At 58.4% G+C, this 12,648-nt stretch carries 12 protein-coding genes and 1 tRNA gene; 6 read left to right on the top strand and 7 right to left on the bottom strand.

Going from position 1 to position 12,648, the window contains the following annotated elements; translation table 11 throughout:
• Window positions 1-4: 4 nt before the first annotated feature.
• Window positions 5-1,009: a GlxA family transcriptional regulator gene (locus ACR0BF_RS13425; protein WP_480494956.1), complete on the bottom strand. Its 1,005-nt coding sequence runs from the start codon at window positions 1,007-1,009 to the stop codon at window positions 5-7.
• A gap of 263 nt (window positions 1,010-1,272) precedes the next feature.
• Here ACR0BF_RS13425 and ACR0BF_RS13420 point away from each other — a divergent pair, with 263 nt between their 5' ends.
• Genes ACR0BF_RS13420 through ACR0BF_RS13405 form a run of 4 tightly spaced genes read left to right on the top strand, consistent with a single transcriptional unit; the run spans window position 1,273 to window position 6,111 of the window.
• On the top strand, window positions 1,273-2,220 hold the full coding sequence (locus ACR0BF_RS13420) for an ABC transporter permease (protein ID WP_480487848.1): 948 nt from the start codon (window positions 1,273-1,275) through the stop codon (window positions 2,218-2,220).
• On the top strand, window positions 2,217-3,032 hold the full coding sequence (locus ACR0BF_RS13415; protein ID WP_480606098.1) for an ABC transporter permease: 816 nt from the start codon (window positions 2,217-2,219) through the stop codon (window positions 3,030-3,032). Before ACR0BF_RS13420 ends, ACR0BF_RS13415 begins: the two co-directional genes overlap by 4 nt.
• A complete protein-coding gene (locus ACR0BF_RS13410; protein WP_480625084.1) occupies window positions 3,029-4,627 on the top strand; it encodes an ABC transporter ATP-binding protein in 1,599 nt (532 codons plus the stop codon). The genes ACR0BF_RS13415 and ACR0BF_RS13410 overlap by 4 nt, the downstream gene beginning before the upstream one ends.
• A gap of 32 nt (window positions 4,628-4,659) precedes the next feature.
• Window positions 4,660-6,111: an aldehyde dehydrogenase family protein gene (locus ACR0BF_RS13405; protein WP_480625083.1), complete on the top strand. Its 1,452-nt coding sequence runs from the start codon at window positions 4,660-4,662 to the stop codon at window positions 6,109-6,111.
• A gap of 444 nt (window positions 6,112-6,555) precedes the next feature.
• Here the strand turns inward: ACR0BF_RS13405 and ACR0BF_RS13400 are convergent.
• Window positions 6,556-6,631, bottom strand: a tRNA-Lys gene (locus tag ACR0BF_RS13400).
• Between the two features lie 220 nt (window positions 6,632-6,851).
• Between ACR0BF_RS13400 and dapF the strand changes: the two genes are divergently transcribed.
• Together dapF and mtaB are read left to right on the top strand one after the other, a co-directional pair.
• A complete protein-coding gene (gene dapF / locus ACR0BF_RS13395; RefSeq protein WP_480623245.1) occupies window positions 6,852-7,685 on the top strand; it encodes a diaminopimelate epimerase in 834 nt (277 codons plus the stop codon).
• On the top strand, window positions 7,682-8,938 hold the full coding sequence (mtaB, locus tag ACR0BF_RS13390) for a tRNA (N(6)-L-threonylcarbamoyladenosine(37)-C(2))-methylthiotransferase MtaB (RefSeq protein ID WP_480625082.1): 1,257 nt from the start codon (window positions 7,682-7,684) through the stop codon (window positions 8,936-8,938). The genes dapF and mtaB overlap by 4 nt, the downstream gene beginning before the upstream one ends.
• Here the strand turns inward: mtaB and ACR0BF_RS13385 are convergent.
• The 5 genes from ACR0BF_RS13385 to petB form a co-directional block, all read right to left on the bottom strand.
• A complete protein-coding gene (locus ACR0BF_RS13385) occupies window positions 8,920-9,465 on the bottom strand; it encodes a helix-turn-helix transcriptional regulator (protein ID WP_480625081.1) in 546 nt (181 codons plus the stop codon). The two genes, mtaB and ACR0BF_RS13385, sit on opposite strands and share 19 nt — an antisense overlap.
• Window positions 9,462-10,037, bottom strand: a complete 576-nt coding sequence (locus tag ACR0BF_RS13380; protein ID WP_480625080.1) for a cytochrome b/b6 domain-containing protein — start codon at window positions 10,035-10,037, stop codon at window positions 9,462-9,464. Before ACR0BF_RS13380 ends, ACR0BF_RS13385 begins: the two co-directional genes overlap by 4 nt.
• A 5-nt stretch (window positions 10,038-10,042) precedes the next feature.
• Window positions 10,043-10,294 carry a PepSY domain-containing protein gene (locus tag ACR0BF_RS13375; protein ID WP_480506915.1) on the bottom strand — a complete coding sequence of 84 codons (252 nt, stop codon included), beginning with the start codon at window positions 10,292-10,294 and terminating at the stop codon, window positions 10,043-10,045.
• Window positions 10,295-10,493: 199 nt separating this feature from the next.
• Window positions 10,494-11,285: a cytochrome c1 gene (locus ACR0BF_RS13370; protein ID WP_480625079.1), complete on the bottom strand. Its 792-nt coding sequence runs from the start codon at window positions 11,283-11,285 to the stop codon at window positions 10,494-10,496.
• A gap of 17 nt (window positions 11,286-11,302) precedes the next feature.
• Window positions 11,303-12,634, bottom strand: a complete 1,332-nt coding sequence (petB, locus tag ACR0BF_RS13365; RefSeq protein ID WP_209506969.1) for a cytochrome b — start codon at window positions 12,632-12,634, stop codon at window positions 11,303-11,305.
• Window positions 12,635-12,648: the final 14 nt, after the last annotated feature.

Genomic DNA, 12,648 nt, shown 5'->3' with positions numbered 1-12,648 from the left:
AAGGTCAGCTTGAGGGCAGCGGGGCGTTGTCTTCGACCCGAAACCGGTTGATCCGTCGCCGGTCCTCGCTGGGGCTTAAACCAAAGGCGGACCGATAGTGTGTCACCAAAGGCGTGACCGAGCTGTATCCGATGGCCGCAGCGATGTCGGCAATAGGGTCCTTGGTATAGACAACCATCTGACGGGCCGCCTTCATCCGCATGGACCGGAAATAATGGCTGGGGCTTTGCCCCGTGGCCTGTTTGAAGGCGCGCTCGACCTGGCGGGAGGTGACGCCCGTTTGATCCGCTATGTCCGCGATCGAGATCGGATTGCCGATACGGCTTGCGAACAGGTCGACACATCGCGCCACAAGCGGCGGCAGCTTTTCACCCGTGGCAGGTTTGCTTGCACTGGGCACCTGTTGCTGAACACCCTCCCCTCTCATCATCGGATGCTGGAACCAGCAGGCCACCTCATGTGCGACTTCGCCGCCCAACCGGTCCTGAATCAGATGCAGGGCCAGATCAAACGCGGCCGCCGCGCCGGCCGCAGTATACCGCGTGGCATCCGACACGATCACTTCGCGCCGCGCATCTATCTGGGGAAACTCGGCCAGAAATGCAGCCTCGTAACACCAGTGCACCGATACCGGATGGCCGGTCATGACCCCCGAGCGCACGAGCGGGAAAACGCCGCCGCTGATACCGCCCAGAATTGTCCCGTGTCGTGACAAGGCCCGCAACGCACCATTCCCCTGGGTCGGGTTTCTGAAGTCCGAGGTCGGACTGCTGAGCAGGAACAGAATATCAATCGGCTGGCAGTCTGAGAGGTTGCGTTCAGCCTCAAAACGCACATGAGCGCTGGAGCTGACCTTTCCCCCGTTTTCCGCCACAAGAGACCAGCGAAATGCCTCTTGCCCGGCGATCTCATTTGCAGCGCGCAGCGGTTCGATGACCGAGGTCAGGCAAGCCATCGGAAAGCCATCGAACAGCAGAAACCCGATCTCAATTCTATTTTCTGTCAGCATGAGCGCTACACTATCAGTAAATCCTGGTTCGGCCCGGATTGCTCCTTGGCCGCTCTGGCCTGCGGAAACGGTTCCAACAAGTGTAGCAAAACACGGAACGTGCGAAATCGAAAAAACACGCAACAAACATGGCGAAAATCGGGGTCAGGGGCCTCATTCGGATTGACAGGCTGAAAGGGACAAAGGTTTCGCAGGTCCATTTGTAGGTCTGGCGATGCCGTAGATGCTGGACCCGTGACGGCTGAGACCCTAACGTGGCCTCAATGCTTCGCTATACCCTTAAACGACTGATCTCATTGCTTGCCAGCCTTGCCGTCGCCTCGGTGGTTATCTTCGCCGTGATCGAGGTCGCACCGGGGGACCCGGCCTCGTTCATGCTGGGTGTCAACGCGCAGGAGGATACGTTGGCCGCGCTGCGGGCTGAACTGGGTCTGGATGGATCAAGGGTACAGCGGTATTTTAACTGGGTCGGGGGGATGGTGGCCGGGGATTTCGGCACCTCGTACACCTACCGCACACCGGTGTCGCAGATGATTGCGGACCGGCTGTGGGTATCGTTGCCTTTGGCGCTATATGCGCTCACGCTGTCCACACTGATCGCCTTTCCCGCCGGGATCTATGCCGCCGCGCGTCGGGGCAAGCCCGGGGATCTGGCGGTGATGGGGGCGACACAGCTTGGTATCGCTGTGCCCAATTTCTGGTTCGCGATGATGCTGGTGCTGATCTTCGCCATTAACCTGCGCTGGTTCAATGCCGGTGGGTTTGTTGGCTGGGGCGAGGGCCTTTGGGCGGGGCTGCGTTCGCTGACTTTGCCCGCCATTGCGTTAGCCCTTCCTCAGGCCGCGATCCTGGCCCGCGTCATGCGATCCGCGCTGCTGGATATTCTGGGCGAGGATTTTATGCGCACCGCGCGGGCTAAGGGATTGTCGCGTCGTCAGGCTCTGTGGCGGCATGGGGTGCGAAACGCGCTGATCCCCGTGCTGACGATCATCGGCTTGCAGTTTTCCTTCCTGCTGGCCGGGTCGATCATCATCGAACAGGTGTTCTACCTGCCGGGCCTCGGGCGGTTGGTGTTTCAGGCCATTTCGGCCCGCGATCTGATCGTGGTTGAATCGGTGGTGATGCTGCTGGTCTTTGCGGTGATCACCGTGAATTTTCTGGTGGATCTGGCCTATGCAGCCGTTGACCCAAGGCTAAGGAGCCGGTCATGAGCCGCAACCTGATTCTGGGCGCGGCGCTGTCGTCGCTGGTGGTGCTGGCGGCGCTGGCCTCGTTTGTCTGGACACCCTACGACTATGCCGCGCTGGATATCCCCAACAAACTTCAGACGCCCGATGCACGGCACTGGTTCGGGACGGATCACTTCGGCCGCGACATGCTCTCGATGATCATGGTCGGTGCACGCACGTCGATTGCGGTGGCTCTGGTGGCTGTGGGGATCGGCATGGCGCTGGGCGTACCCCTTGGCCTGACAGCCGCCGCGCGCAAAGGATCGTGGTTGGATGAGGTGATCATGCGTGGCAACGATCTGGTCTTTGCCTTTCCCTCACTGGTCATCGCCATCCTGATAACGGCTGTGTTCGGTGCCGGTGCCATCAACGCGATCATTGCGATCGGTATTTTCAACATCCCCGTCTTCGCCCGCATCACCCGCGGGGCCGCATTGTCGCTGTGGGAGCGCGAGTTCATACTTGCCGCCCGTGTGTCGGGCAAAGGCGCAGCACGGATTTCAGCCGAACATATCCTGCCCAATGTTGCCAACCTGCTGATCGTTCAGGGTACCATCCAATTTTCATTGGGCATACTGGCCGAGGCGGGTCTGTCCTATGTCGGTTTGGGTGCGCAGCCGCCGACACCCAGTTGGGGCCGTATGCTTGCGGACGCGCAGACAATGGTCAGTTTTGCCCCGCATTTGGCTCTGATTCCGGGCATGGCCATCATTGTCACCGTGCTGGGTTTGAACCTGCTGGGTGATGGTCTGCGCGACTGGTTGGATCCAAGGATCAGGGTGGCGCGGGCATGACGTTGCTGCAAGTCGAAAACCTGTCCCTATCGATCCACGGGGTGCCGATCCTGAAACGGGTGAACCTGTCTATCGATCCAGGCCAGATCGTGGCGGTGACAGGTGAAAGTGGTTCGGGCAAATCCATGACAGCACTGGCTGTGATGCAGCTTCTGCCAAACGGGGCAACGGCAGACGGCGCGATCCGACTGGACGGCACTAACCTGCTGACCCAATCCGAGGCCGAGATGTGCGCCTTGCGTGGCGCGTCTATCGGGATGGTGTTTCAGGAACCGATGACGGCACTCAACCCGGTGAAAACCATCGGCGATCAGGTGATGGAGACCATCCTGATCCACAAGGCAATGCCTCCTGCTCAGGCTCGGACCCGTGCCACAGAGGTTTTGACCCGGGTTGGCCTGCCGCCCGACAGGTTCCCTCTGTCGCGGTATCCGCATGAGCTGTCGGGCGGGCAGCGTCAGCGTGTGGTCATTGCAATGGCCATCGCATTGCGCCCTAGGCTTTTGATCGCGGATGAGCCGACGACGGCACTGGATGTCACAACGCAGGCGCAAATCCTTGATCTGCTGAAAGGGCTGGTTCGCGAATATGATATGGGCTTGCTGATGATCACCCATGATCTGGCTGTGGTCTCGGACATGGCCGATCAGATTGTCATCATGCGTCACGGCGAGGTCGTCGAAAGTGGCGCGACCCGAAACCTGTTTCGAGATATGCAGCACCCCTATACCCGCATGTTGTTCGAAGCTTCGGGTCATCAGGTCACCCTGCCTGAACCTACACAGCAACGCCCGCTTCTGGAGGTTTCGCAGGTCGTCCGGGATTACCGCCTTCCCCGCAAAGGTCTGCTGGAACCGCCGCGTCACCACCGCGCGGTGGATGGTGTCAGCTTTACCCTCAACCGAGGGGAGCGTTTGGGGCTGGTGGGCGAGTCCGGTTGCGGAAAATCGACCCTAACACGGGCTATTCTGGGATTGGAAGAGATCCAATCCGGTCAGATCCTGCTGGACAGTCAGCCGGTTTTCACCGGCCACAGGCCCAACCTTGCGGTGCGTCGCAAGATGCAGGTCGTGTTTCAGGATCCCTATGGCAGCTTCAACCCCCGCCACCGTGTCGCGCGCCTGATTACCGAACCCTTTCACCTGTTGGAAACGCCACCAAAGGGTTCCGAACGCCAGGACCGGATCGCAGAGATGCTGACGGCAGTGGGCCTCGGCCCCGATGATGCGGGCAAATACATTCACGAGTTCTCGGGCGGGCAACGCCAGCGGATCGCCATTGCCCGCGCTCTGATCATTCGGCCGGAACTGATCCTGTTCGATGAGGCGGTCTCAGCCCTCGACGTTTCGGTGCGCGCCCAAATCCTCGATCTGCTTGCCGAACTCTGCGATGCTTATGATCTGACTTACCTGTTCATCAGCCACGATCTGAGTGTGGTGCGTACCATCACCGATCATGTTCTGGTGATGCAATCCGGACGAATTGTCGAACAAGGCAAGACCAAACAGGTATTCTCGGACCCGCAGCATCCCTACACGCAAACCTTGATCGCCGCCGCGCCCCAATTGCCTGAAATCGGGAAGTTGTCGGCGTAAAACCCTTTGTTAGAGCCTGAATGGAGGCCAAAATGACCCAACCACTCTGGTTTGACCCCACCCTTTGCATGATCGGTGGAAACTGGACGCCTACGGCATCGGGCGAAACATTGCCGTTGACCAACCCGTCAGACGGGACCGAGATCTGCCGGATCGCGCGCGGCTCGGGCGCGGATATTGACGCGGCGGTCTCCGCCGCCAGATCTGCGTTAAAGGGCGACTGGGGGCGCAAGGCGGCCTTGGAGCGTGGTCGCATCCTGACCCGGCTGGGACAATTGGTGTTGGAGCGCGTGGACGATCTGGCGCGGCTTGAGGCGATGGATGTGGGTAAGCCCCTGACGCAGGCTCGCGCCGATGCCATTGCGCTGGCGCGCTATTGTGAATTCTACGGCGGTGCAGCGGATAAGGTGATGGGTGAGACCATCCCCTATCTCGATGGCTATACCGTCTATACCCTGCGCGAACCCCATGGGGTGACGGGCCACATCGTGCCGTGGAACTATCCGATGCAGATTATTGGGCGTTCGGTCGGGGCGGCGTTGGCCATGGGCAACGCCTGTGTTCTGAAACCGGCAGAGGAGGCCTGCCTGACCGCGCTGGCCTTTGCCCATCTCGCACAGCAAGCGGGTCTGCCAGCAGGTGCACTGAATGTTGTGCCCGGTCTGGGGGCCGAGGCCGGAGCCGCACTGTCCGGGCATCCGGGGGTCAACCATATCTCGTTCACTGGTTCGGTCGCCACGGGGGGCCTGGTGCAACAGGCTGCGGGGCGAAACGTTGTGCCTGTGACGCTGGAGCTGGGCGGAAAATCCCCGCAGTTGGTGTTTGACGATGCCGATCTGGATGCCGCTCTGCCATTTCTGGTGAATGCGGGCATTCAAAACGCGGGGCAGACCTGCTCGGCCTCCTCCCGCATTCTGGTACAGCGCGGTGTCTATGATCAGGTCAAATCCCGCATGACCGCGGCCTATGAACAGCTTAGCGTTGGGCCCGCGATGCAGGATCTTCGCGTTGGGCCGCTGATTTCCGAGCGGCAAAAGCATATCGTAAACAGCTTTCTGGACAAAGGCGCCGATCTGACCATTGCGGCAGAAGGGACGATCACACAGGATGCGCCAGAAACCGGGGCATATGTCCGGCCCACCTTGTTCGCGGATGTGCCACCGGATCACCCGCTCGCCCGCGATGAAATCTTCGGCCCGGTCCAGGTTCTGATCCCCTTTGACACCGAGGAACAGGCTCTAATCATTGCCAACAGCACAGACTACGGCCTTGTCGCCAGCGTCTGGACACGCGACGGTGCGCGGCAGATGCGGTTGGCGAAAGGGCTGCACGCGGGTCAAGTCTTCCTCAACAACTATGGGGCAGGTGGCGGCGTTGAACTGCCTTTTGGCGGCGTGGGCAAATCCGGCCACGGCCGCGAGAAAGGCTTAGAGGCGCTTTATGGCTTTTCACAACTCAAGACAGTGGCCGCCTATCACGGGTAACAAGCGCCCGACCTGTCAGATCATCGTTTCTTTGGCGCATGCGCGCCCCGGATTTGTTGATGAATTCGCAAGGTGTGGAACCGCTGAAGGTGGCGAGACTACGCGTAAGTTTGTAACCCGCGGTGAAATCACCAAAGCGCGGGTGACCCAGCACGAGGACAGCAATTTTGAGAAACGGTTTCGCACGGTCTGAAGGCATAGGAGATGAATCTGTAAACGGAAATCCTACCAACGAGGTACCCCCACCCCCAACACTGGATGGATCTGGTTCGCTCTGAGCATTCCAAGGAGGATTGCGCGGCCCCAACCGACACCGGAGAAAGCGGTAAGCAAAGTGATACTGGCCCGTCGCATCGGCGTCGCACGTGATTAGTTCGAAAAACCGGACGTACTTATCCGCAAAGCAATGGCATGCGCATCGCAATATATTTTTTTGTTAAAAAGTGGTGAGCCGTGCAGGATTCGAACCTGCGACCCACTGATTAAAAGTCAGTTGCTCTACCAACTGAGCTAACGGCCCACTCTTTTGTTGGATCTTCTCGATCCGTGGCGCTCTTTACGGCAATTTCCCAACCGGGTTCAAGCCCTTATTTTGCGCCTCGTTTCGCTGAAACAACCTGTGTTTCCAGCGACCCGATAGGCGGCCTAATTAGGCAGGTGGCGCAGGGGGGTCAACCCCTTTTTTCACGATTCTACGCGACAGGGTGGATTCATGTTCCGACCGACGTTATATCGCCGCCATGCAACAGAAACGCGATATCAGTTTGCCATTTGTTAAGATGCACGGGTTGGGCAATGACTTCGTCATTATTGATGCGCGTGCGCGGGATGCTCTGATTACCCCGGCACTGGCCCGAGGAATCGGACATCGGCATTTTGGTGTGGGATTCGATCAGCTGGCCGTAATCGAAAACGGTGCGGCTGACGCGCATCTGGTGTTCTACAATTCGGATGGATCAACTTCGGCGGCGTGTGGCAACGCCACAAGATGCATCGCGCGAATGTTGATGGATGAGACGGGCAAAACCCAACTGACGCTGACAACCGAACGTGGAACGCTTGTTGCGCAGGACGCAGGTGATAGGCTGACCTCGGTCAATATGGGTCTTCCTCAGTTGGAATGGCACGAAATTCCGTTGGCTGAAGAGATGGACACGTTGGAACTGCCAATCGAGGGTGCCCCTACAGCGACGGGTATGGGCAATCCGCACTGCACATTCTTTGTTGAAAACGCCGAGGCGATTCCGCTGGCCGAGTTCGGCGCCCGCTATGAACACCATCCTTTGTATCCCGAGCGCACCAATGTGCAGGTGGCTCAGGTCGTGGGTCCGGATCACATCCGCATGCGGGTGTGGGAACGTGGCGTGGGCATAACCCTGGCATCAGGGTCGTCATCCTGTGCAACCGCGGTGGCTGCGGCGCGGCGTGGGCTGACAGGGCGAAAGGTGCAGATTGATCTTGATGGCGGAACCCTTTGGGTTGACTGGCGCGAGGATGGCGTCTGGATGACCGGGTCAACCTGTCACGTCTTCTCGGGCACGTTGTCGCCCGAGTTTCTAGGGACGCTGGGATGAACCCGCCTAAATTCACCACATTGGGTTGCCGCCTGAACGCCTATGAAACCGAGGCGATGAAAGAGCTGTCGCAACAAGCCGGACTGACGGATGCCGTGGTGATAAACACCTGTGCCGTCACGGCTGAGGCTGTGCGCAAGGCACGGCAGGAGATCCGGAAACTTCGACGTGAAAATCCGAACGCCCGGCTGATTGTCACCGGGTGCGCTGCCCAGACAGAACCCAACACCTTCGCGCAGATGGCCGAGGTCGATGCGGTGATCGGCAACACGGAAAAGATGCGGCCAGAAACCTGGAAAGGCATGGCCGCCGACTTTATCGGCGAGACCGAGGCCGTTCAGGTCGATGACATCATGTCTGTCACCGAAACGGCCGGGCACCTGATCGACGGGTTCGGCACACGCTCACGCGCTTATGTGCAGGTTCAGAACGGGTGTGACCATCGCTGCACCTTCTGCATCATTCCCTATGGCCGGGGCAATTCGCGCAGCGTGCCTGCCGGTGTTGTGGTGGATCAGATCAAGCGGCTGGTGGATCGGGGCTATCATGAGGTGGTGCTAACCGGCGTTGACCTGACCTCATGGGGGGCCGATCTGCCTGCGCAGCCGAAACTGGGCGATCTGGTGATGCGTATTCTAAAACTGGTGCCGGACTTGGCTCGCCTGAGGATCAGTTCGATCGACTCGATCGAAGTGGACGAGAATCTGATGCAGGCCATAGCAACCGAACCACGCCTGATGCCGCATCTACACCTGTCGCTTCAGCATGGCGACGACCTGATCCTGAAGCGCATGAAACGTCGCCACCTGCGCGACGATGCCATTCGGTTTACCGAAGAGGCCCGAAAACTGCGCCCCGACATGACCTTTGGTGCCGACATCATCGCAGGTTTCCCGACCGAGACCGAAATGCATTTCGAGAACTCGCTGAAGCTGGTTACCGATTGCGATCTGACTTGGCTGCATGTTTTCCCATATTCGAAACGCGAAGGCACTCCAGCAGCCCGCATCCCGCAGCAGGTGAACGGGAATGTAATTAAGGATCGCGCCGCCCGTCTGCGTGCGGCTGGGGACGTTCAGGTCAGGAAACACCTGTCAGAACAGATCGGCAAAACCCATCGGATCCTGATGGAGAACCCGCATATGGGGCGGACCGAACAATTCACCGAAGTTACGTTCAATGCACCTCAGCCCGAAGGTCAGATCGTAACCGCCCGAGCTATTGGGGCGAATGATCACAGTTTGGTTGTCTGAAGGTCCGCAGCCTCACCATCTGCGGCAAGCAATTCTTCCATGAATACGCTTATCAGTTGCGCACGCCCATCAACCCCGGCCTTGGCATAGATCGAGGCGGTCTGCGCGCGCACGGTTCCGACGGCCCGTCCCCGGATGCGCGCGATGTTTTCGTTATCCAGCCCTTTCAGAACCAAAAGACCCACGTCTCGCTCGGCAGCGGTGAGCCCCCAATGGTCGAAAAACGTGTTGATGACCACGCTCATTTCACCCTGCGCGGCCTGTAGGCCAAGCTTGGTCTGTTCCACCCTTGCCAGCAGGCGTCGAAGTTCAATCATGAAAAAAACAATTCCGGCAAGCAGAACAAATGCGACAAACGCCTCAAGACTTACATGAGAAGGTCCCTCGCCTTCCTTCAAATCCAGGGCGACATCGCCAAGGTAAAACACCACACAAAGTACCTGAACAACGATCATTATCGACATAAGTACAGCCCGGTGAGCGTCTGCATCGCCGGGCCGCCAATAGCTTCTGATCCATTTGATCATTTGATTGACCAGTCCTCAGGTATATTCTTCCGCCCTGTTATCATAGCCTTTGCCAAAGCGACACCTGTTCGCCACTGATCGATGACAACCCCGGCAACATGCAGCAGAACAGATAGCATCAGCCAGTTGAAGGCCAGTTCGTGCAGGTCTTCGACCCATTCGACGCCAAAGAATCGAACTGTTCCCATCATGATTCCTGTCACACACAAAGCCAGCAGTGTCGCCCAGAGGTTATAGACCATAAGGGCCCCCAGAGGGTTGTGTGAAAGGTGCACGCTTTGATCACCCCGCCCCATGTCCCGCAGGTGATTAAGGGCCGCACGGGGGCTGAAAGGAAAGGCGGTGAACCTGGCAAAAGCCGGACCCGTTAACCCCCAAAGCAGCCGCAACAAGACCAAAGCCAGCACGACATAGCCCACATATTCGTGGAACGCGCCCTCGGGATTGGATATCGCCGCATTGATCAGAACGCACAAGGTTACGACCCAGTGAACCAGCCGGACCAGTGGATCCCAGACCTGGACTTCGTGGGCGCCTGTGCGCCCACGATGCATCAATTCTGTTTCGGACATTCCGGTTACTGATCCTCAATCTTGACGACTTTGCCGCTTGCGGGGTCGACATAAACCTCGGCCAATTTACCATCCTTGACGACATAGGCTTCGATCTTGCCGTCTTCCGTCTCGATTTTGCGGACATCGAATCCCATGCCCGTCAGCGTTTGCCGAATTTCGGCTTCGGACTTTCCAAGCTCGGCATCGGGTGCGAGATCCAGTGCCAATACCGGCGTTGCAAATAGAATTGAGGCAAAAAGAATAGGAAGTTTCATTGTTGTGACTCCGTGTTTCAGACAAACGGCAATTGATCAGCCGTTGTGGCTGATGTGCGCCTGTGAAGCTGTCCAATCCATTGACCCGGCGCTTATTTCGACCAAATAAGCGCGCGCTGATGGCGGCTTGGCAAAAGAAAACCCCCGCAACCTGACGGCGCGGGGGCTGATTTAGTAAAATCCGGTAGGACGGATCGGATCAATCTTCCTTGCGGAGTTTGCCCTTGTGCGGCGCCCATAGACGCTTGTTGACCAGGTACAGCAGCACCGACAGAACGGTCAGGAAGATCACACCGACAAAGCCTGCGTTCTTGCGGTCTGTCAGCTTTGGCTCGGCTGCCCACATCAGGAATGCGGCAACGTCCTCGGACATATGCTCGACCGTGTTCGAGTGCCCGTCTGCGAACTCAACCTGCTCGTCAGCCAACGGAGGCGCCATCGAAATCCAGCCGCCGGGGAAGGCAGTGTTTTCATAGAGCACCGCACCCGCCTCTTCTTTTTCATGGCCGGTGTAGCCATGCAGCAAAGACGCGATGTATTCCGGGCCACCCATGCCTTTGACCAGCTGGTTGATGCCCAGGCCATAAGGCCCATGGAATCCGGCACGGGCCTTGGCCATCAGGCTCAGGTCAGGTGCGCCGACGCCGGTATTGGCCGGGAAGTGGTCGGTGGGGATCGCCGGACGGAAATCGTCCAGCTCGGGGTCGAAGACTTCGAAGTTGCCAGCCGCGTATGCGATGACTTCTTCTTCCGAGTAACCCAGCGCTTTCAGATCGCGCAGCGGCACATATTGCAGACCGTGGCAAGCCGCGCAGACCTCGGTATAGATCTGCAGGCCACGTTGCAGCTGATGCTGGTCCCAGGTGCCGAACGGGCCTTCGAACGAGAAGGCGAAATCTTCGATATGCTGCTCACCACCGCCTGCTGCAATGGAAGCAGCAGGGGTCAGGGCCAGAGCAAACGCGGCGCCGATTGCAAGTTTCTTGAACATGTTTCCGGTCCCTCTTCTTACTCGGCCGGCGTGGCGTCGGCGTCAGCCTTGCCATAATGCGCGTTGAAGTCTTCTTCGATGGTCTCGGGCTGGGCCAGAGGTTTTTCGATCACGCCGAGGATCGGCAGGATCACGAAGAAATAGGCGAACCAGTAGGCCGATGCGATCAGCGAGAAGGTCGCATAGGGTTCTTCCGCTGGCATCGCACCCAGCCACATCAGGGCAAAGAAGTCGATAATCAGCAGGTAGAACCACCATTTCAACATCGGACGGTACTTGCCCGAACGCACGCTCGACGTGTCCAGCCAAGGCGCCAGCGCCATGGCCAGGATCGCACCAAACATCGCCAGAACACCAAAGAACTTGGCGTCAACGATGCCACCGGTGATGAAGCTCGCGAACTGTACAACCCAGACCTCACCGGTAAAGGCACGCAGGATCGCGTAGAACGGCAGGAAGTACCATTCAGGCACGATGTGAGCAGGCGTAACCAGCGGGTTGGCTTCGATATAGTTGTCCGGGTGACCCAGATAGTTCGGCATGAAACCGACAACAGCCCAGAACACGACCAGGATCACGGCCAGCGCGAACAGGTCCTTGATCACGAAATACGGCCAGAACGGCAGCGTGTCTTTCTTCGCCTCGTCTTTCGAGCCGCGACGCACTTCAACACCTGTGGGGTTGTTGTTGCCGGTAGTGTGGAACGCCCAGATGTGCACCACGACCAGAGCCGCGATGATGAACGGCAGCAAATAGTGCAGCGAGAAGAAGCGGTTCAGCGTGGCGTTGTCCACCGCAGGTCCGCCCAGCAGCCAGGTCTGGATGGCATCGCCCACAAACGGAATGGCGCCAAACAGGCCGGTGATCACAGTCGCACCCCAGAAAGACATCTGACCCCATGGCAGAACATAGCCCATAAAGGCCGTGCCCATCATCATCAGGTAGATCAGCATACCGACGATCCACGTGATCTCGCGCGGGGCTTTGTATGAGCCATAGAACAAGCCGCGGAAGATGTGGATGTAGACCGCAACAAAGAACAGCGATGCGCCGTTCATGTGCAGGTAACGGATGAAGTAACCGCCATTTACGTTACGCATGATGTGTTCGATGCTGGCAAACGCCAGATCAACATGCGGCGTATAGTGCATCACCAGAATGATACCGGTGACAATTTGCAGCGCCAGGCAGAACGCCAGAACGATGCCCCAGATCCACCACCAGTTCAGGTTCTTGGGGGTTGGGATCATGAGGGTGTCATACAGCAGGCCAACAATAGGCAGGCGGCTGTTCAGCCATTTCTCGCCGTTTGTCTTCGGCTCGTAATGATCGTGGGGAATTCCGGACATAAGTTTGGGTCTCC

Source organism: Ruegeria sp. AG7 (assembly GCF_056541545.1).
This window is presented reverse-complemented; position numbering and strand designations above follow the sequence as displayed.